The organism is Marinomonas profundi (assembly GCF_020694005.1).
GTDB lineage: Bacteria > Pseudomonadota > Gammaproteobacteria > Pseudomonadales > Marinomonadaceae > Marinomonas > Marinomonas profundi.
Genome location: NZ_CP073013.1, coordinates 1,181,961 through 1,202,753 on the forward strand (window position 1 = coordinate 1,181,961; position 20,793 = coordinate 1,202,753).

The 20,793-nt window shown below is 46.8% G+C and carries 20 protein-coding genes and 1 pseudogene; 7 read left to right on the forward strand and 14 right to left on the reverse strand.

All coding sequences use genetic code 11. The features are described from left to right. The first annotated feature begins 9 nt into the window (after positions 1–9). Positions 10–1,166, forward strand: a protein-coding gene (locus J8N69_RS05505) for an IS3 family transposase (protein WP_168827682.1) whose coding sequence is annotated in 2 segments (ribosomal slippage) — positions 10–280 and positions 280–1,166 — 1,158 coding nt in all. Because the reading frame shifts where the segments join, the coding sequence is not laid out codon by codon here. 261 nt (positions 1,167–1,427) lie between these two features. Then, positions 1,428–1,793: an endonuclease domain-containing protein gene (locus J8N69_RS05510; RefSeq protein WP_168827429.1), complete on the forward strand. Its 366-nt coding sequence runs from the start codon at positions 1,428–1,430 to the stop codon at positions 1,791–1,793. Positions 1,794–1,850: 57 nt separating this feature from the next. Here J8N69_RS05510 and J8N69_RS05515 read toward each other — a convergent pair whose 3' ends face one another. From J8N69_RS05515 to J8N69_RS05575, 13 genes and pseudogenes are all read right to left on the reverse strand, one after another. After that, positions 1,851–2,861 (reverse strand): RpnC/YadD family protein, encoded by a 1,011-nt coding sequence (locus tag J8N69_RS05515; protein ID WP_168827431.1) that lies wholly within the window; start codon positions 2,859–2,861, stop codon positions 1,851–1,853. Positions 2,862–3,239: 378 nt separating this feature from the next. Next, positions 3,240–3,581, reverse strand: coding sequence for a nucleotidyltransferase domain-containing protein (locus J8N69_RS05520; RefSeq protein ID WP_168827432.1), 342 nt, complete (start codon positions 3,579–3,581; stop codon positions 3,240–3,242). Further along, positions 3,578–3,985, reverse strand: a complete 408-nt coding sequence (locus J8N69_RS05525; RefSeq protein ID WP_328796852.1) for an HI0074 family nucleotidyltransferase substrate-binding subunit — start codon at positions 3,983–3,985, stop codon at positions 3,578–3,580. The genes J8N69_RS05520 and J8N69_RS05525 overlap by 4 nt, the downstream gene beginning before the upstream one ends. Before the next feature lie 134 nt (positions 3,986–4,119). After that, positions 4,120–4,575, reverse strand: coding sequence for a type VII toxin-antitoxin system HepT family RNase toxin (gene hepT, locus J8N69_RS05530; protein ID WP_168827434.1), 456 nt, complete (start codon positions 4,573–4,575; stop codon positions 4,120–4,122). Beyond that, complete coding sequence (gene mntA, locus J8N69_RS05535) at positions 4,556–4,966, reverse strand: type VII toxin-antitoxin system MntA family adenylyltransferase antitoxin (protein WP_211085206.1); 411 nt, start codon at positions 4,964–4,966, stop codon at positions 4,556–4,558. The genes hepT (J8N69_RS05530) and mntA (J8N69_RS05535) overlap by 20 nt, the downstream gene beginning before the upstream one ends. A 193-nt stretch (positions 4,967–5,159) precedes the next feature. Beyond that, positions 5,160–5,306, reverse strand: a pseudogene (locus J8N69_RS17165) (HepT-like ribonuclease domain-containing protein); the annotation flags it as partial. A 37-nt stretch (positions 5,307–5,343) separates the two neighbouring features. Beyond that, positions 5,344–5,790, reverse strand: coding sequence for a type VII toxin-antitoxin system MntA family adenylyltransferase antitoxin (gene mntA, locus J8N69_RS05545; RefSeq protein WP_168827438.1), 447 nt, complete (start codon positions 5,788–5,790; stop codon positions 5,344–5,346). A 138-nt stretch (positions 5,791–5,928) separates the two neighbouring features. Continuing rightward, positions 5,929–6,360 carry a type VII toxin-antitoxin system HepT family RNase toxin gene (gene hepT, locus J8N69_RS05550; protein ID WP_168827440.1) on the reverse strand — a complete coding sequence of 144 codons (432 nt, stop codon included), beginning with the start codon at positions 6,358–6,360 and terminating at the stop codon, positions 5,929–5,931. 9 nt (positions 6,361–6,369) lie between these two features. Beyond that, a complete protein-coding gene (locus J8N69_RS05555) occupies positions 6,370–6,762 on the reverse strand; it encodes a nucleotidyltransferase domain-containing protein (RefSeq protein WP_168827442.1) in 393 nt (130 codons plus the stop codon). Positions 6,763–7,188: 426 nt separating this feature from the next. After that, entirely contained in the window at positions 7,189–9,402 is a 2,214-nt protein-coding gene (locus J8N69_RS05560; RefSeq protein WP_168827444.1) for a YjbH domain-containing protein, read from the reverse strand. Beyond that, positions 9,402–10,157 (reverse strand): capsule biosynthesis GfcC D2 domain-containing protein, encoded by a 756-nt coding sequence (locus tag J8N69_RS05565; protein ID WP_168827446.1) that lies wholly within the window; start codon positions 10,155–10,157, stop codon positions 9,402–9,404. The genes J8N69_RS05560 and J8N69_RS05565 overlap by 1 nt, the downstream gene beginning before the upstream one ends. Then, complete coding sequence (locus J8N69_RS05570) at positions 10,154–11,017, reverse strand: YjbF family lipoprotein (protein WP_168827448.1); 864 nt, start codon at positions 11,015–11,017, stop codon at positions 10,154–10,156. The genes J8N69_RS05565 and J8N69_RS05570 overlap by 4 nt, the downstream gene beginning before the upstream one ends. A 66-nt stretch (positions 11,018–11,083) precedes the next feature. Further along, on the reverse strand, positions 11,084–11,410 hold the full coding sequence (locus J8N69_RS05575; protein ID WP_211085208.1) for a hypothetical protein: 327 nt from the start codon (positions 11,408–11,410) through the stop codon (positions 11,084–11,086). A 299-nt stretch (positions 11,411–11,709) separates the two neighbouring features. Between J8N69_RS05575 and J8N69_RS05580 the strand changes: the two genes are divergently transcribed. The 5 genes from J8N69_RS05580 to J8N69_RS05600 all read left to right on the forward strand — a co-directional run bounded on the left by J8N69_RS05580 (position 11,710) and on the right by J8N69_RS05600 (position 19,379). After that, positions 11,710–13,071, forward strand: coding sequence for a capsule assembly Wzi family protein (locus tag J8N69_RS05580; protein ID WP_227803986.1), 1,362 nt, complete (start codon positions 11,710–11,712; stop codon positions 13,069–13,071). A gap of 53 nt (positions 13,072–13,124) precedes the next feature. Next, a complete protein-coding gene (locus J8N69_RS05585; RefSeq protein WP_168827450.1) occupies positions 13,125–15,737 on the forward strand; it encodes an SLBB domain-containing protein in 2,613 nt (870 codons plus the stop codon). A 124-nt stretch (positions 15,738–15,861) separates the two neighbouring features. Then, on the forward strand, positions 15,862–16,809 hold the full coding sequence (locus tag J8N69_RS05590) for a Wzz/FepE/Etk N-terminal domain-containing protein (RefSeq protein WP_168827451.1): 948 nt from the start codon (positions 15,862–15,864) through the stop codon (positions 16,807–16,809). Positions 16,810–17,163: 354 nt separating this feature from the next. Then, positions 17,164–18,078: a lysine exporter LysO family protein gene (locus J8N69_RS05595; RefSeq protein WP_168827453.1), complete on the forward strand. Its 915-nt coding sequence runs from the start codon at positions 17,164–17,166 to the stop codon at positions 18,076–18,078. Positions 18,079–18,224: 146 nt separating this feature from the next. After that, positions 18,225–19,379 carry a glycosyltransferase gene (locus tag J8N69_RS05600; RefSeq protein WP_168827454.1) on the forward strand — a complete coding sequence of 385 codons (1,155 nt, stop codon included), beginning with the start codon at positions 18,225–18,227 and terminating at the stop codon, positions 19,377–19,379. A 36-nt stretch (positions 19,380–19,415) separates the two neighbouring features. Here J8N69_RS05600 and J8N69_RS05605 read toward each other — a convergent pair whose 3' ends face one another. Then, the gene (locus J8N69_RS05605; protein ID WP_168827455.1) at positions 19,416–20,585 is read right to left on the reverse strand and encodes an IS4 family transposase; all 1,170 of its coding nucleotides are present in this window, start codon (positions 20,583–20,585) and stop codon (positions 19,416–19,418) included. Positions 20,586–20,793: the final 208 nt, after the last annotated feature.

Below are 20,793 nucleotides of genomic sequence, written 5' to 3' on the forward strand. Positions count from 1 at the left end.
AGGTGTAAAATGACTAAACGTACTAACAAACAATATCCAAACGATTTTAAGCAAGAAGCGGTGGCGCTGGTGATTGAGCAAGGTTACTCCGTTGTTGAGGCTGCCGCTTCACTGAATATCACTGACAAGCTACTTTATAACTGGGTAGCGAAGTTTAAACAACAAGATGAAGATTCAGAGTTGTCGAAGGATGAGCGGGCTGAACTCGTTCAGCTCAGAAAAGACAATAAGCGCTTGCTGATGGAGCGCGAAATATTAAAAAAGGCTTCAGCGTTTTTCGCAAAAGAAATGAAATAAAATATTCATTTCTCAAAAGTTTAGGTAAGCAGTACCCAGTTGCCATATCGTGTAAAGTGATGCGCGTTAGCAAATCTGCATACTATGCTTGGCGAAAACGTCCCGCGATAATTATCAGTGCACAAACACTGAATTTACATCGTAGGGCGAAGGCGCTTTTTGAAGATAGTCGAGGCAGTCTGGGTAGCCGAGAGCTTGCGAAAAAGCTTCGCAAAGAAGACTTTGATGTTAGCCGGCATCGTGTCATTGGCTTGATGAAACGATTGGGGTTAGTCGTTAAGCAGCGTATCGCTTACAAAGTCACCACAAAGCGCAAAGACAGTGATGCTGTAGCGGATAATTTATTGAACATGAATTTTAACCCGTTAGGCCCAAACCAGGTGTGGGCTGGGGATGTGTCATATTTAAAAACAGGCGAAGGCTGGCTATACCTTGCTATTGTAATGGATTTATTTGGTCGTCGCATAGTGGGTTGGCACACGTCAAAACGTATGACGACAGACTTAATTGAGCATGCATTTTTAAAAGCACATCGCTTACGACAGCCGCCAAAGGGCTTAGTGTTTCATAGCGACAGAGGCTCGCAATACACGAGTAAACACTTTAGAAGCCTATTAAAACGGCTTGATTGCCGCTCTAGCATGGGTGACGTCGGTGCGTGTTGGGATAATGCCGTGGTTGAAAGGTTCTTCGGCAGTTTAAAACATGATTGGTTGTTCAAGGTAGCACAACCAACAAGAGAGCATATGAAGCAAGATGTTGCGGCGTATGTGAAATATTACAATCTGGAGCGATTACATTCGTCGAATGGCGACCAATCACCCATTGAGTATGAAAACTCCTTTAGGAAAGTGTCCGGTTGGACTTGACCAGAACTCCCTTCCCCTTTTCTCTTCCAAGGGGAAGGTTAGGATGGGGTTCAGGTCTTGTAACCTCCTCCCAGCCTCCCCCTTAAAGACACAAGGGGGAGGAGCAGAGCTGAGTTGTCTAGTCCCTTCCCCTTTTCTCTTCCAAGGGGAAGGTTAGGATGGGGTTCAGGTCTTGTAACCCCCTCCCAGCCTCCCCCTTAAAGACACAAGGGGGAGGAGCAGAGCTGGGGATCTAGTGTATTTAGCATGGAGGCTAAGTTTATGACTCAAAAACTATTTAATATTAAGCAAAATCGTCATTTTCGTTCAGTATTAAGAAATAACTTAACAGAACCAGAAAAAATCCTATGGCAGCGAATCAGATCAAAACAGTTAGGGGTTAAATTTCGGCGACAGCACGGTATAGGAAAATATATTGTTGATTTTTATTGCCCGGAAAAAAAACTGGTTATAGAGTTAGATGGCGATAGCCATTACAACCACGACACTCAAGCATACGATCGAAAGCGTGACGACTTTATGAGATCCCAAGGACTGCAAGTAATACGCTTTACTAACCAAGACATAATGAAAAAACTAGACGCTGTTTTAGAAGTGATTCATCAAAGTATTCAAACCCCGAAATAACCCCCTCCCGGCCTCCCCCTTAAAGACACAAGGGGGAGGGGAAATGGCGTGGGAATATTAATGAAAAATGTCTTCTATTTTCTCGGCGAAGAGGAGTCGTTCAGACCATTCCAGAAGGGTTTCAGCATCGGCTTTTTCAACCTGTTCACGGTAAGCCGCCGCAACGTCTACACCGTATTTACGCGCCATCAGACGCAGCATTATAGTCGCTTCACCCTGCTGCATACCTTGTTGCATACCCTGCTGCATTCCTTGTTGCATACCCTGCTGCATTCCTTGTTGCATGCCTTGTTGTATTCCTTGTTGCATTCCCTTTTCAATTCCAAAACGCTCTGCACTGGTTACATAAGGCATTTTTTTAGACTCCTCTAGTTGGTATACCGATTCTAAGAATTGGCGCTCCAACGCTTCTGGTAAACGTATCATCCAATCAATCACTCGAAACAATTGTAATATAACATCGCGCTCGTAGCCCCGCTCGTACATTAGTTGCACAAGCTGGAACTTCCAAACCTGACGCTCTTCGGCTCGTTTACTGCTTTTGGCTCGAAGTTGCGCCATGACCACTAAGGCAAACACATTGTCGCTGTTTTCTAACTGCTCCCAGCGGGCTTGCCAATCCAGCAGCTTCACACTGGGAAAGCGAAAATCCAACCCACAACCCCAACGCCCCCAATGATAACTATTGGGCCGGAAGTTCCGATTGGTATCAGCGAGCACACCTAAGCTGACCACATCCATCTGATACCGGTCAAACAGCCGGTAATGATACACGTACATTCGCTCGGCAAAGTCCCGCTCTGCCTCACCCTGCACTTCCACATGGATCAATACCCATGTTTCCGTGCCATCTCTAGCATACACCTTCACCAACTTATCGGCGTAACGTCGGCCTAGCTCGGCGTCTTGCACAACCTGTTGAAGTTCCTTATCCAAAAATTCCCGTTCCCGGCTCCAATCCACTTGCGCATAAACATCGGGAAACAGCAACGCCAAAAACTCCGGAAAACGCTGCTCCAACGCCTCTTTCCATGGGCTATCATGATCATCCATTGATCTCGTATTCATTTAAAATCCCTCTTCCATTAACGTCAACCTCATCCTGAGATTGCTGTGTATTACTACTTTAATACTATATAAAAACCACCAAAATACCAACGCCGCTTTTTTTCAAGTAAGCATCTTCGCTCTTCGATTCATCCTTCAAAGCCGCTATTGTTTTCAGGTAAGCGCCTCGTGCCTCGTCTCATCCGGCCTACGGGTTGGGTTGGCGTTGGATAATGTTAGTGGTGGTTTCATGATGTTTTTTCGTAGGCCGGATGAGGAAGGCACGACCGTTATCCGGCGTGGATGGATAGAAGCCGTGCGTTCCCACGCCGGAGCCCGTGGAAACGAGAGAACGCCGCTTTTTTTCAGGTAAGCGCCTCGTGCCTCATCTCATCCGGCCTACGTCTTTGGTTCGTGCACTGGCTCACTTGTTGTGCCCAATTTTCGTCCATGTTGTGCTATGTGTGCCAGCATTTCTTCGGATTTTATGGTGTTTAAATCTAAGATATCAAAGAAATAGGGGAAGGTGGTTTCTTCATTGAGCTGGTTAGATAACCGTATCACTACTGAGTGGTCTAGTTTGTTGCCAGAGATGACGATGTCTACGTCAGAGCCTGGCTTATAGGTACCTTTGGCTCTTGACCCAAAAATCATCACAGATTCAATCTCATGAAAACTTTGAATGATGTCATTTAGCTCTTCAAGCTCTGTTGAGGTTAACCCAAAGTCGGCTTCCATCATTTGGTTAGTCTCTCGGTAAAATTTCGATGAAAGTCATTTAAAATCGGGTAATAAGTCGACTTTATTTTTAGCTCGACCAGTTGAGCGGTTTCCTCTTGATAAGTGTGTACGGTTAAATTTCTGTCGCTCAGGGCTTCTAGCCATTCTTTACCGTTTCCAATCAGCTGATATTGAAACGCGGTTTTTATTGCGTCACATGGGCTGCTTATCGAAAAGCCTTCTTCTTCTTGAAAGTCTTTCAGTACTTTCCAAGCAAGCTCAAAGGATATTTCGAAGAACTGAATCATTCCTGCACGCTCAATAACGGATAGTTTTTCCAGCTCAGTGGTGGTTTTTAGTAACATAAACTTCTGGAAAAGTTTTGAAATCGTTGCTTCCAGCGTGCTTCTTGATAGTTCATATATTCATCCCAAATACACTATAACGACGAAAATCATACTAACAAAATGCAGTGTTGTTGACCATTCGTGACGTTATGCTGCCAGCTTAAATGCGCGACCTATTTGGTTTTGTCTGTTTTTTTGTAGGTCATGATTTATCACGACGAGAGAGTTGGGGTGTTTAGAAACTTTATGGCTTTATCACTAAATGTATCTAGCTGAGTATAGTGCGATTCTTTGATGATTCGCTCTAAAATTGAGAGGTCAATTTTTAGGTAGTCGTGTACGAGCCCGTTACGAAGACCGATGATTTTTTTCCATTCTTGTAGTTCGTCACTGTTTAAGAAGCCATGCTCCCGAAGTTGGCTGAAGGTTTGATAGGCGTCTGTAGCAGAGTGGCCTTGTAGGTTTTTCAGGCAGTGTTTGGCTAAACCAATACAAAGCTCTGTGTATACTTGCAGTAGTCTTTCTACTGCTAAGTAGTCTCTGCTACGAAAATTGTCGGCGATTAGGTCTTGCCTTAGCTCATCCAGTTCATGGCGGTATTTTTGCTTGTGCTTTTTGATTTCTGCTAGGTAGTGTTGTAGCCCTACTCTATCCGTCGATTCTGTCATGGCGCTGGCTCTCTATTCGCTGATGCTCAAACTGGCTGTAGATTCGGTCTTGTTCTCGCCATATTCTTGATGTGCCTTGATTATACAATAGTTTGCCCGTTTCTATTATGTTGTAGGCGAGGTAAATCGGTGCGAGGTTAATGTCTACAATACTGAGCTTGTCACTTGGTAAGTTGAGCAATGCGCACCAGTCAATGGCCAGTTCATTGGGTCTTAAATATTTTTCTAGGCTGTCCAGTTGAAAATCGTTAAACGCAATAGCGAGGTCATAATCACTATGCGGTTGGGCTTCTCCCTTGCCCCTGGAACCGTAAAGCCAAACCGCAACAATGTCGTTGTTGCTGGCAGCAAGTTTCTTGACAGTTTCGATCACTTCTATTGGTTGCTGCAAGGATAAGGCCTTTTTCGTTTAGGTGTTTGCCATTGAAATATACGGTTTATTTTGAGGGTGTCAATGTTGGGCAAGCGAAGCTGGGGCGGAAGAACACAACCCCATCCGAGCCTTCCCCTTGGAAGTGATAAGGGGAAGGAACAAAGTTACGCATCTTCGTGCCTCGATTCATCCGGCCTACGTTTTTGTTTATTTACGGGGTTTGATCTAGAGCCACTAATCCTTGGGAACAAAAATCGAAAATTACCGCGTATAGCTGCTGACGAATGACGGTATCCAGTAGCTGTTCATCAAAATTCAAATAGTCGTGTACTAACACATTGCGCATGCCGATTATTTGGCGCCAGGGAACATTGCCTTTAAATAGCCATCATGTTTCATGTTATCGTCCATGTATCCTCTGCTGCTGTCGCTCTTTCTTGCTGTCGTTTTTCTTCATGTAAGTAGTCGATTTCATATCGTGACATTATTTTACCTACGCCTTGCAGCATTAGGCCTCGCTCGCGGCAATACCAAAGCGTGTTGGCTTGTATGACTTCGATACCAAGCAGGATAGGTGCCTGCATTAGATCTATCACAGACAACTGACCATCGCCTAGCTGTAAACTTTGTTGCCAATCAAGCAGAAGCATCTCAGGGCGCATGCGCCTAGTGAAAATATCCGTCTCGTGGCTGGTAAATTGCACCGCCAAATCCAAATCACTGTACTCATGAGCTAATCCCTTGGCGTGCGATCCATATAGCCACAGGGCATTAATTTGCGGATCCGCTTCGGCCAATTTCAGCAACTGCATCTTACAACGGATAAAGTCTTGCTCAATCATAGAGTCTCACTGTAAAGGTTTGCTTGACGTTTTGATTATTCCATGGCGTTGAACGCCGCTTTTTTTCAAGTAAGCATCTTCAAGCCGGATGAGGAAGGCACGACCGTTATCCGGCGTTAAATGGTGATGTGACGTGGTTTAATGCTTATTGTTTTTTTCGAGTTCGGTTAGGCCTGTTTCTATGAAGTTAAATATGTCTTGGTAGTATCGATTGCTGATGACGGATCGAACGATGGCTGGGTCTATATTGAGGTAGTCGTGTACAAGGGCGTTTCTTAAACCGATGACTTTACGCCAGTTTGTGAGTTGTTCTAGCGATATAGCGCCATGCTGGGAGAGGGTTTCGAAAGATTGGTAGGCGTCTGCAGGAGGAGCACCTTTGGTGGCTTTTACCCAGTGTTTGGCGATGCCTATGGCGACTTCTATGCTGATTTGTAGGCTACGCTCGCAGGCTCGGTATTCAAATGTGGTGAGGTTTCGAGTTTGCAGGATTTGATGCAGTTCTTCTAACTCGGCTTGGTAGACGTTGGCGTTTGTTCGTACTGAAGAGGTGTAATAGAGGTCTGCCATTTTTGCGCCCTAAAAGTGTGTCAGGTGATAGTGATAGTCTATTTCGGCTTTAGACATGATAACACCTTCGGCCACTAGTCGGGTGGAGTGGTTATTGCAACACAGTAACTGGCCGGATATGGCGTTCATGGCAAGAGGAATGGGGGCTATTTGGACGTCTATGACGCTGATCATCTTGTCTTTCACGCCGAGTAACGCCGACCAATCCAGTGCGAGCAGTTCCGGCCTGAGTCGACGTTCTAGAGGATCGCTTAGGCGGTGATTAAACAAGACGGCAAAATCGTAATCACTGTGTGAGTGCGCCTCTCCTTTGCTTCTGGAGCCATAGAGCCAAAGCGCGGCGATGTCACTGTTGCTGGCCGCGAGTTTTTTGACGGTGTCTATCACTTCTATTGGTTGCAAGGAAACGACCTTTTTCGTTTGAGTATTTGTCGTTGAAATATACGGCTTATTTTGAAGGTGTCAATGTTGAACCGCCATTTGGGGATGACGTTGGTTGCGTAGGCCGGATGAGGAAGGCACGACCGTTATCCGGCGTTGGATGGTTTGGTATTGAGTAATGTTGGTGGTGGTTTCGTGACGTTTTTTCGTAGGCCGGATGAGCCGAGGCACGAGGCGTTATCCGGCGTTGAAGGATGAGGAAGGCACGACCGTTATCCGGCGTTGGATAAATTTCGTGGTTTCGTGACGTTTTTTCGTAGGCCGGATGAGCCGAGGCACGAGGCGTTATCCGGCGTTGGGTGTTGTTGAACGCCGCTTTTTTTCAAGTAAGCATCTTCGTTCCTCGATTCATCCGGCCTACGGGGTGGTTAGTATCATGTCTATAGGCTATTTATTCTGGGCTGGGCGTTGGTACCAAGGTGATACCATGTCGGTTATGCCATATAAATTGTTGCGCTTGCTTAGCATTTGCCCTCCGTCGCGGGTGATGGGTTGCCAGTTTAGGTAGCCTCGGCTGTTGGTGGGTTTAAGTGAGACGGTGTCGAATGGGATAGACAAATAAAACCCTTTGGTGAAGCTGCCTTCGCCGAATTCTTCTGCGGACATGTTGGTTCGGCTGGCGTACGCGCCGATGATCATACCGCTGTCATATTGCTTGGAAAAGTCCAAGCGCGCTCCCACGTCGGCCGCTAGAAATTTACCCATGTCTAAGCGGAACATGGTGTCTTCTAAAAACGACCATTCTGGTTGGTAATAAAGCGATAAATGCCCTGTGGTGCCTTTGGCGAGTACTTTTGCGTCACTGCCATAGCCACTTTCCTCAGAAAAAACGCCAAATACTGAGTTGGGATCACGCTGTGAGATGGCGTTGATGTCCGCACCAATTGCCCAATTTGAGTTAGGCTGACGATACAAGACTTCCGTACCGACCCCAGCAAACATGGTTTCTAAATAACCGCCGTAGACTTGCTGATACCAATTGCTTCCGTAGTGATCAAACCAGGTCAGTTGCAGGTTATTCAAATTGGCGTCGTTGTCACGTACATAAGCCCGCACTAGGGTACGAACACGGTAATTAGATGTGCCGTCCGAAGGAGTGTCAAAATTAAGCTTATCGTAGTTATCTAATAGATTAATCGACACAGAGCTGGATAATTCCAGATTTCGGCTAAGCCAATAAGACGCACCCCCTTTCATGGTGATACTGTATATATAAAAGCTTTCTGGGCCGCCGAAGGATTGGCTTAAATTTGGACTAAAACCGTAATTAAAGCGTTCAACGTTTTCGTACAAAGGATCATCATTAATGTCTTCTGGTGGTAGCTCAATAATGGCGTCTTTAATCGATGGATTGAAATAATCTACAGCCGCGATTTTACGATAAGCACGCGCCGACACCTTGGTCGATTTCACGGGAATATTGTTCGACTCTTCAATGATTTTGTAAGCGCTCACGTTCGTTGGCAAGTGATTTGCCATCACGGCTGCCGCTCTTTCGGTGGCGACATCACGATCACGGTATTTTGTTTGTTGCGTGACAAAGGTCACCGCATCGTTTTGTTGGTACACCTTGCTGGTTTTGTAGCCTGCGATGTCTTCTAATTCACGGTCCAGAGCTGGCCAATCCACGTCATTCAAGGTGGCAGCTTGATCAGTGCCCATCGCGGGTAGCTCGTTGTCTATCCATGGGCTTTTCAAGGTATTAAGATTGGTTGATAGCACAAAGCCCAGCGCCACAGTCGTGCCGCGCTCATAACTTAAACGCAGATCAAAGCCATCACTTACCTCATAAACCGCACCAAAATTCCAAGGTGTTTTGGGTGCCATGTCCACACCACCACGAGTAACTGGATAATCTTGGCTGTAGTTGTTGCCATCATATTCCAGTTTTAAACGCAAAGGCTCGTAAGGTGTCTGATATTCCACACCCGCGAACAAGGACGCTGGGCCTGTAAACCAGCGGTCGTAGTCGATAGAGCCGCCGTTATCTGCGAATCCCGAAATACGTTCACAGAAGCGGTCAGCCGCATTACACAGTAGGTTACTCACGTTGCCCCGTGTACCAAAATAGCCCCAGCCTAGTCCTAGTGTGACGTCAAATTCACCATAGTGATCGGTCGAAAAGCGTTTTGTCGCCGCAAGAAATTCGCCATCAAACAGCCCAGTGCCACCAAGATCACGCAAACCGACGGACACTTCTGGCCGCCATTGGTTTTCTCTCAATAGTCTTAATTTAGCGTCAATGCCTTTGTCAGCGTACTTGGTGTCACCACTAAGGTCTTCGCTGGCACTGTAAAGTACATCATCAACTTGAGTATAACGCAGCGTGGTTTCTAACCAAGGCATCAGCTGCAAAGACACAGTGTAAAAGGTGTATTCACTGTTGTCATTATAACCAAAACTGAAGGCGCCTTCTTCGGCCATGCGGCCAGAGGGCATTTGCATTAAGCCAACGCCACCAAGGTCCATTTGTGAAGGTTTAAGTCGTGGCCCTTGAAAAGGTAGGGAAAAATAAGCATCGTCTTCTGCGTACAAGGCGCCGCTCAGTAACAAGCTGCAACCGACAACAAGGTGTGTCAGGGGGAAACATTTAAATGACATTATAGCTCCAAACGAAAAGCAAGCAGGTGGGCGATATTGGCATTCAAATCGCGGTATTCATCGGGCAGGTTTGGCAGTCCAATAAACACCATGGCGCCGGGACTGAGAAAATATAAGGTGTTTTTCCACTGTAAATCGCGGGCTTGATACACCGTACGGTCGGCTTGAATAACCCAAGCAGAATCGTAGGGCTGGCCCTCTTTCGTCACATAAGGCAATTTAGCTAAATAGTCGCGTAGGTCTGCGTTATTGTTCAGCGGCATTTTGAGGCCTTGCTCCAGCGCAGGGTCAAATACGGTAATGTGCATTGGACGCTTCGGCAGCGACAGCCAATATTCACCCTTTATCATAGGGTCGAGCTTGGTCCGTATGCGGACTTTGATGGGGTCGAAGACCATGTCTTCATGGTAAACCAAACGTAAAGCGTTTAGTTGCTTAGCAAGGTGCGTTGCCGCGGGAGTCTTGAGCTGTGCCAGTTGGCGTAAAACAGCCTGTTTTTTCGCCTCTACAACGGCCTGTTTATTAGGGTTGATCAGTGCACTGCCGAGTGGATAAACCTCATAACTTAACTGTGCATAAGCATCGCTCAGCAATTGTGAAAAGCGCACTTCTTGCGGATAAGACAAGCTAACTTGGCTTTGCAGCAGCGTGACGTTGGCGTTATCAGCCAGAGCGCTGTGCGAAAAAGCCGCGAGAAACAGCCAACCGCTGAGTAATAGGCCTTGTAATCGAGGTGTCGTTGAAAACAGCATCATAACGGCGACCCCTTGCCTGTATTGGCGGGCGTTTTTGTTTCTGCGGTCTTTGTTTCTGGGGGGAGTGTTTCTACGGCCCCTTTTTCTATGGTCTTTGCTTCTATAGTAGAAGTAAGCGGTTCAATAAAAGGCTTCACCATCAGCATTTCCACTTTGTCCATATTGGGTCCCAGATACTGAATGCTCTTTACCACAAAAGGCTTAACTGTTTCCGTGGCGGGGGTAAGCCAGAAGAGGTTAGTAAATTGTGCGTCTAGGTCGTCAAAGGTTACCGTTTCACTGATCTGTTCTGCGTCTTGACGCCATAGATCCGTCGTCACTGTGTCCATGCCAAGAGAGCGTGATGCCACTTGGGCGGTAAAACCATAGCGGTAACCGGGTGACCAATCGTATCGGGCGATCCATGATGTTGTGCTGCCGAGTTTGGGAAGCCCGCTGACAAAGGTATTCGCGGAGGCGCCATTACTAACGTGATTAGTAATAGCGTTATGAGTAATAGCGGCATTAGTAGAAGCCAGCGCCTCTAAATTATCGGTTATAAAGCCCACCGTATGAATAATACGGCCGTTTTCGGTGACAATGCTGCCAATGTCCTTAGTTAACCAGGTGAGCCGGTACGCCTGTGTGGCCGGGTTGTAATCTGCAAAGGTGAGAATCAACAGTAAAGGGCGAGTATTGTTGACAGTCACTAAAACACTAGCATAAGGCAGAGAAGCAATGTAGTCAGGCGTAATGGCTTGGTTTAAGCCTATGACCGCTTTAGCTGAGTCTATTGAGCTTTTGAAATTAGACGAACAGCCCGTTAAAGCCAATAAAAAAATAAAAAAAGGGGAATAGAGATAATAGCGAAAAGAACGCATGAAACAGCCAATACGAATAAGGAAAAAGAAAAGCCACCTAATGGGACATTAGGTGGCTTGAGGGCATTAATTAGTGTTCGTAGTGCTCGTCACGCTAGGAGTAGGCGTGCTATCAGTGCTTACGGCAACCGCTGCACTCACAGCTACCGCTGCTGCGGCCGCTGCTGCGGCAGCTAAGCCACCCACCGCTGCAGATGTAGCCGCAGCCGCACCAGCAGCAGCGGCACCAGCACCAGCTGCACCTGCACCCGCTGCGCCTGCACCAGCTCCTGCGCCCACACCAGCACCTGCTGCACCAGAACCTGCGCCTGCGCCTGCTGCACCAGCTGCTTCACCATATGCTTGGCTAGCTAGGCCAAGTGCTACGATTGTAGCCAAAGTAGTAAGTTTCATAATATTTCCTTAAGTATTTAAACATCGATGTTTGAAGAAAACTCTTCACTAGCGATTTTAGAGCAAGAATTGTGACAATGTAAGCTTAACAGCAGCGTTTTTTGTTAATTTTTTAGTCAATTTTTGCCATTAGAGCACAAAAAAATCATAAGAATCTGACCCTCAGGTGTTGCAACATGGACACTCCGCCATTCATAAGTGTTCAAAAAAGCGTCTTATTTTGTGAAAACATTAAGTAAAAGCGGCTTTATTTCTGTGGCTTTTTGTTAGATCATGGGCCGCATATTGCAAGTAACACAATGAATAACGTAAAGGAATGTGAGCCATTAATGCCCCTGCTTAACTCAAATAGTTCGACGCTACGCCGTCTTGCTGGCAACAAGGCTCAGACACCCATTCGCAAAACGCTATTGGCGATTGCTATTGGTTGTGTGCCCATTGTTGGCTCAGCCTCGCCTTGGTTAGAAGCCAACGACGCATTTTTACGTTCGTCTTTGCTTTTGCTGTCGGATTCTGGACAGCTCGCCTCCCCCGTAAACCATTACCCCATGCGCTGGTCTTTGTTCGCCGACGATTTGAACAATACAAGCCAACGCGACGACGTATCCATCGCCAATCGAGAGCTGTCATACGCGCTTAATAGCGCAAGGCTAAACCGAGGCAATCGACTTTTTAAACTATTAAGTGGTTCCAATGCGGCGCCTTCATCGGGCTTTGGTCAATTTAACGAAGACCAAAAAGGCGTGTATTCCAGCTTTGAACAGCTGAACAACAGCTACGCTTTTCGTTTATCTGCAGGCTACAGCGAATACCAAGATGACACCAAAATCAACTGGGACGACAGCTACCTCGCTTTAAACTCGGGCGCTTGGCTCTGGTCGATTGGTAATCTAGACCGCTGGTGGGGCCAAGGTTGGCAACATAATTTGATTTTAGGTTCATACGCCAAAGCCGCGCCAGACATGAGCATAAGTTACCTTGGACAGAATAAAACACTCGGTGTATGGAGTGCAGAAAGCCTACTGTCCAAGCCAAAAGAGTCCGATGTCGACTACCACAGCGCAACACGATTGGTCGCCAAACCGCTTAAATACTTCGAATACGGCCTCACTTACCAAACTTGGTTTGCGGATTCCACCTCAAATCAGTCGTCAAGCCGCGACGAGCAGCTTGCTCTTGACGCCAAACTCACCTTGCCTTCGATCGAACATTTTTATCACAGCGTTTACGCCGAAGCGGCTTCTACCGCAAAGACCACAGAACTCGGCGCGTGGATGCTCGGTTGGACGGGGGCATTTCCATGGGGCGAAAACACCGTTCGCATCGTACTGGAAACACAAGACTCAAGCAGCGCGCACGATGACACCTCTTGGTCGGTGGGAAGCTACCCATCCACCACAGACAAGGTAGCCAACACCACGTATACGCTCGACGACAGCGCCTCGGTGGCCGTGTATTTACAGCTAAAAAACGATCATACGCTGGGCGTGAGTCATCAGCGCTCTACTCTTGATGATGAAAAAATAAGCCTTAGCCAGCTCACCTATCGGTTGCCAGCCTTAGCGGGCATGGTGCATCTAGGGGCGAGTTACGAACAACACAAAGGCGCAAGCAATGACAACCAAGCCACTCTATGGTCTGGTTATGAATTCCGCTTTTAGACGACTTTTTTCATTATAACGATTTTCCATTTAACAAACATAGACCACATACCATGCGACTAGATAAACGACTAATAGCGACATTGATGATGATACTGGCGGGGAATGCCGTGGCGTTTACCCCGAGCGCGGCGCAAATTAACCAGCTCAAAAATTTGCCCAAAGCCCAGCAAGAGGCATTGGCTCGCCAATATGGTGTGGATCTGGATTCCATGATGGGCGGCGGTACGTCAGCCAGCCCAGTACAACAGGCCCCTGTACTAGCGCCTATCAGTAACTCAGCACCCCAACCTCAGACCGATAACAACACCGCGAAAGAGAATAGCACCACGAAAACGCCGCTGTTTGGCTACGATGTTCTTAACGGTGGTGACATGGGCTTCACCGTGGTAGACGATTTACCCGTACCACTGGACTATCAAGTGGGGCCAGGGGATGTCATTAATCTACAAATGTTTGGTAAAAGCAGCCAAAATGCGTCTTTAACAATCGACCGTGACGGCACGATTAACCTACCAGAATTAGGCCCACTTGCGGTATCAGGCCAAAACTTTGAGCAATTAAGACAGCAGATAATCAATGTTATAAAACAAAAAGTGATCGGCGTGGATGTGTCGGTCACCATGGGTGCCATGCGCACCATGCAAGTGTATATCGTTGGTGAAGCTACCCAGCCAGGTGCTTACAATGTCAATGGCCTAACCACCATTACCCAAGCACTCCTCGCCAGCGGCGGCGTCAAACAGAGCGGCAGTCTTCGCCATATTCAACTAAAGCGCAAAGGCAAGGTCGTCACCGAGTTTGACCTTTATGATCTATTGATCAACGGCGATACGTCCAAAGATGTGCGTCTTTCTTCTGGAGACACGCTGTTTATCCCGATGCGCAACAATCGCATCACGATTGAAGGGCAAGTCGCTCGCCCCGCAACTTATGAACTTAAAGACGATGCCAGTTTAAATACGCTACTTGCCACCGCAGGCGGCGCAAAACCTCAAGCATTTCTCTCAAAAGTGAACGTACGTCGTACCAACGCCAAGGGTGTACAACAAATCACCCTAGATTTATCAACCGCAGCGGGTCGACGCTTTACGTTAGAAGACGGTGATGAAATTCGTTTGGATTCCGTCGCCAGCTCACTCAAAAATGCCATCGCCGTACGGGGTGAAGTGGCTCGTCAAGGAGCATTAAGCTTTACTCCTGGAATGCGAGTTCGCGATGCCATAGGCTCGATTGATAACGGCTTAAAACAAAGCGCCGATGTAAACTACGCCCTGCTAGTGCGCGAGATCAATCAAAATCAGCACATAGAAGTTTACCAATTTAGCCTCTTAGAAGCGCTCACCAACCCAACCTCATTAGACAACCTAGTACTGCAAGAAAAAGACCAAATCTTCGTATTTGATAATGGCTTGGCACAAGGCTACTGGTTTGGCTCTTACGCCAACAGCAAAGCCAAAGGCGAGCAAGGGGGCACGTCTAAAGAACGCGAAGTCCTAGACGCTCAAACAGGCGCCATCGTGGTGCAAGCAGAAGCCACCGAACTAGATGTCGCAGGCATTAACCAAGTATCAAACGCGGCAGAATTGCGCAAAGCCAGCCGAGAAAGCCTATTAGAACCGATTTTAGATCGACTCAAAGAACAAGCCAGCTTCAGTCGCCCAGCGCAACTGATCGAAATCTCTGGTGCGGTGAAATTCCCAGGCACTTATCCGCTGGTCAAAAACGTCAAGGTCTCTTCCCTCTTGGCCGCCGCTGGCGGATTGGCTGAAAACGCCTATCTCAACTCAGCCGAACTGTCACGTCGTGTCGCAACAAGTGGAGACCCAGCACTCGACAGAGTCAACTTCTCACTGAACGATGCCATAAGCGGCAAATACCCAATTCAACTCGGGCCGATGGATCACCTGATTATAAAAACCCAACCCGGTTGGCAAGAAGGCATGATCGTCGAACTGCAAGGGGAATTTATTTTCCCTGGCCGCTACACCTTCCAGCGTGGCGAAACCCTTAAAGACGTCATAGAACGAGCAGGCGGCTTCACTGAATTTGCTTACCCTGACGGTGCCGTATTAAGCCGCGAGCGCTTAAAACGCCAAGAAGCAGAACGACTCAAATACATTAATGCCCAGCTAAAACAAGAAATTAGCAACATGTCACTGCGCCGCCAAGGCTCAACCTCTTCGACCGACCCTGCGCAAGCCATTGCCATTGTTGATCAGCTCGACCAAGCCGAACCCGTTGGCCGTTTAGTCATTGATCTAAACCGCGCCATGGCAGGCAACCAACAAGCAAATTTAATGCTCGAAAAAGGCGACAAACTCTTTGTGCCAGCGCTTAACCCCGTTGTCAGCATTGTCGGAGAAGTGCAATTTACTTCTCACCACACCTTTGACCCAGCCCTCACAGTAGACGACTACATCCTCTCTGCCGGTGGCACCAAACGCCAAGCCGACACAGACCGAGTCTACATAGTGAAAGCCAACGGTTCCGTGGAAATGCCTAACAACTCCTTCTGGTTCAGTCGTCAATATGACCCTCTAGCGCCTGGCGACACCGTCATCGTACCGATCAATACCGACTACCTAGACGGGCTCAGCACGCTATCTACCGCCACACAAATACTGTATCAAATTGGCGTAGCATGGAGCGCAATAAAAGACTAAACCCAACAACAGCCAAAAAAGGGGTCAGAACCCATAAGCGCAGACAAAACGCCTTAAACGTTCTCCCCTTTTCGGCTAACTTCTTTTTTATGACGTAACGCATAACACAAAGCGAAGAATGATAATGAACGACAACTACCAGCTCCCCTCTCAGCATTACCAACAACACGATGACGAGATCGACCTAAAAGAACTGTTTCTCGCCCTTTGGAAAGGCAAATGGATCATTATATTCAGCACCTTCGTGTTTGCCGTAGGTGGCGTCTTATACGCCCTATCTCAACCCAACACCTACAAAGCAGAAGCCATACTCGCCTCAGCCAGTGCAGGACAAGGCGGCGGCTTATCGGCCATGGCGTCACAATTTGGCGGACTCGCCTCCCTAGCCGGCATCAGCTTAGGTGGTGGCGGCACAGACGACAAAGCCATGGCCCTAGCCACCTTACAATCGCGCCAATTCCTCAACGCCTTTATCAACAAATACGACATATTAGTACCGCTCATGGCAGGGGAAAAATGGCACCCAGCCGACGACACCCTCATCATCAACCCTGAACTCTACAGCACAGAACAACAACAATGGATCAGAGAAGTTGAACCAGGAAAATCGCCCCAACCAACCGACTGGGAAGCTTACAAAACATTTAAAACCATGCTCGCCATCAGCGAAGCCAAAGACACCGGCCTCGTTAATCTCTCTATCACCCACCTATCCCCCACCATCGCCAAACAATGGGTAGACTGGCTCGTCATCGACTTAAACGCCTGGGTGAAAAACAACTCCCTCAGCGACACCCGCCGCAACATCAGCTACCTAGAAGAACAAATTGACAAAACCAACATCGCCGACATGCAATCCGTCTTTTATCAACTGATTGAAGAACAAACCAAAAAACTCATGCTCGCCGAAGTACAAGACGAATTCGCCTTCAAAATCATCGACCCCGCCGTCGTCCCAGAAGAAAAAGCCGGCCCCAAACGCGCCCTAATATGCGTACTCGCCGTACTACTCGGCGGCATGCTCGGCACAGCCATCGTACTCATACGATTCGCCTTCACCAAAAAAGACTAGCCGCGACTTATTTCGTAAGCATGAGCGAAGCGGCTCTTGTTCAAAGGAAATACCCTTGTATATTGATTCAGAATCAGGCGTGTAACATTACTTAGCCTATAATTGCTTGATTTATATTGGTTTATAGGCCTGATGAGGGAGGGACGACCGTTATCAGGCGTGTGACGTCATTCAGCCCACAATGGGTTGATTTATATTGGTTTTTGTAGGCCGGATGAGATGAGGAACGAGTCGTAATCCGGCATTTACCTTAAACACAACATCAAACACAACACGCAACTTGTATTTACAACTCAATACCGAGAAAATGCCGCTCTAGTATTTAACACATCTGTCTAGGAAGACTATTTTCACATGACCATTCTCACCACACTTGGCCCATTATTAATCGCCCTACTTTTTGGTTACTGGGTAAACATCAAACTCTTCACCCCAGCTCGCGTGGCAAAAGGACTCGAACAGCTTGTCTATCTCATACTCGGACTCATAGGTTTCAGTTTGGGTGCATTGGACAACCTTACCGAAAAATTATTAATTGCTGGTTATCAAGCCATTGTGTTTTTTGGTCTGATTAGCGTATTGAGCCTAGCAGGCTTGTATTTCAGTGGCCTTCGCTTTGGCGGTACGCATGCGGATAGTCTGGCTCAAGGCCCAAGTGACAGTAAAACCCATGCCCTGATTGACGCGCTAAAAACCATCGCTTGGGTAATAGGTGGCGTGATTGTCGGCATATTTGCCAAAGACTGGCTAACCGGAGTGGACGAACTGGTAACAGGCTTACTGTATATTTTACTTTTTCTAATCGGCTGCCAACTGCGTCAAGGCAATCATCGTCTACGCAAACTCTTTTTAAACTCTCAAGGCGTCATTATCGCCCTAGTGACTATTTTCACCACATTATTAGCCGGTTGGATTGGGAGCCTAATTTTAGGGTTAAGTTGGAACCAAGGACTTGCCGTCGTATCAGGCTTCGGCTGGTACAGTTTATCTGGCATTCTTATCACAGGCTTAGGTGATCCAGTACTGGGCACCACCGCCTTCTTGCTTGATCTTGGACGTGAGATATTAGCCCTCATGTTGATTCCGTTCTTGGCACGACTAAATAGCCACATGTCGGTGGGTTATTCTGGTGCGACGGCAATGGATTTTACTTTACCCATGCTAGGGAAATTTCACGGCGCGCAAATCATCCCTGTTTGCATCGCCAGCGGCTTCATCATGAGCATACTCGTGCCCGTTCTGATTCCATTGTTTATGGGAATAAGTTAAAAAAGCATCCTTTTCGCGTTTGTCGGCCATTAGGCCGTCAAAAGCCCAATCACATCAAACCAAAACCCTCTTCACGATGAATGACGCCTTGTCACACTTTAGGTTACTATTACTCCTCAGTATTTTAGTCAAAAGAGATGCAACTCATGCGCACATTGGTCGTTGTAAGAACATTAAAAACTGGCGGGATGGAGCGTGTTGCCGTTAACCTGGCCGACGCCTTCGCAGATCAAGGCCATGAAAGCCATTTACTCTACTTCAAAATACGCAAAGACCCACTCTACCCAAATAACAAAAGCGTTATATTACATGAGTTTAATGTCAACAAACTGGCAATCGGCCGACCGTTAAGTATCTTCGCCGAAATCACCGCCAAGCTTTGTAACCTAGCTTGGCGAAAATCACACTTCCTTATTGCAGGGTGGTACGGTGGCCAACAGCTACAAGAAAAAGTCGCTCAATTGGAAAAGCAATACGGTCAATTTGATCGTATCGTCTTCAGAGGCGAAGGAACCTACGAAAGCGTGTGGTCATTCCAACATGACAACGCCATTTACGTGTTAGAAAACATTGTCAAAGCCAATTCGAATAGCAAACGCTTGTCCAAAAAGCGCTTTCATGCGCTTTTCCAAAATAAGCAACTTGCCGCTGTCTCCAATGGCGTAAAAAACGCCGCCATCGCGCTATTTGACAAAGAAAATATTACCCCTCAACACATCCAAGTGATTACCAATCCTTGCCCAATTGAACAAATTCGTCAGCAAGCAAACGCCGAAAAACCACAGGGAATGCCAGATGGCCCCTACATTGTCAACGTAGCCAGACTGGTCCCACAAAAAGACCAACAAATGCTACTAGAAGCCTACGCCAAAAGCCGAACAACACTTCCCTTGGTCATCGTTGGAGAAGGCAAATTAAAGACCGAATTACAAAATACCGCAAAGTCCCTAGGAATAGACAACAAGGTGCACTTTGTTGGCAACCAAGCGAACCCCTATGTATGGATGAAACACGCCAGCTTATTCGTACTAAGCTCTAAATTCGAAGGACTAGGCATTGTACTGTTTGAATCCCTTGCTTGTGGCACCCCCATTATATCCGTCGACTGCCCCGGCGGAGTTCGAGACATTTTCAAAGACGAACTCGAATCCTACCTATGCGAACAAAATGCCGACGCACTCGCACAAAAAATAGATCAAATCGTCGAACAAAACGGCTACCCAATACAAGAAAAGTGGATAGAAGACTTCAAACCAGAAAACGTCGTCAAAGCCTTCCTACACAAACCCCATCCCCTGTAGGTCGGCCTTTAGGCTTAAGGATCCCCACATTTATTTTTAGCACTTGGTTTCCAATAGAAGAAGGTCTAACGCCTCAAATAACATTCTTTCTGTTATTTCATAACGGGAGGTTTTCAGGATCCTTTTGGCTAAATAGCAATAAGACAATACTCGCCTCGTTGTTATCGTATTTGATTGGAAATGACGATGATAACCTTGCATCTCAGCCGCTTTCCCAATGACGTAAAGGCACCATTGAGCAAGCAAGGCAATTAACAGAAGGGTTTGTAATCGCTCAATAGATTGGCTTCGGCTACGTTTTAGTCCTAGCCCATAATATTCGTTCTTCGTGTCTCGGAATGCTTCTTCGATGGTCATTCTGCGCTTATAAATATTGACTAGAGCAAGAGGAGGAAACTCGCCTTTTGGCAAGTTACTGACTAGAAACCAAGGCTCTCTGTTTGCTTTAGAGCACTTCTTATAATTGTTACAGTTTGGTCTTTTAACGGGTTTGCTTTTTTTCTTTGTAGGGCGTGGACTTTTATACAAAACACCACGACAAGGCCATTGTTGTTGCTTTGATAGACGCAAGCCGGACAACTCCATTGGTTTTGTGGTGGCTTGATGATGATAACCGTCGACGAGAGTCCATTGTGGTCGTTTATCCGTTTGGCATTTTACCGTTCCACGTGTACGTGCAAGCCAATACCAATCTAATTGCTCTATTGCTTTGAACCACGGAACCTTAAATCCTGCGTCTGTGCAGATAATAGGGGTACAGTCAGAGGGAAGTATTTGCTTTAAATTATTTAAGAAGTCGACATGTCTTTTATGATTATTCATAGCTCCTTCAGGGTGTACTTCTTCATATAAAGTGAAAGCTCTTCCCTGAAAGGCCACTGAGGCGCGCAGTAAAACAAAGCTAAAATCATAAACACTTGACCAATCAACAATGATGGGCAAGAACTCTTGTGAAGAAAAGTGAGAGGCGAGGGTCTTATAAAATTGATTTCGGCATTGATGTAATTGGATGTTTCCTAACAGTCTATCAACTCGTTTAATGCAATATTTTTCAATGACGTTAGCGTCTTCTCCTAGTTTTCTACCAATTGCCGTTAGGCTTAATCTGGCGCCTTCTTTAACGGAGGATACTACATCCGATAAAGCTGTATAGGTTCGCTTATCAATGGAGATTGAATTGTCAGGAAGTAAACTTGATAATAACAATGTGATGCCCCTTGTCTGGCTTATTTTTTGGCGAAAATAGTTTAACCAACAAGTGGGCATCACTCTATATTTGTGGGGATCCTTAAGCCTTTAGGCCGACAAAAACCGAATCACACCAACCCCCTTACTTCGACAGACAGTCAACAAACCGTAAAGAGCAACAAATAAACAAAACGGCTTTAGCAAACACTGTCATCCTTGTGTAAAA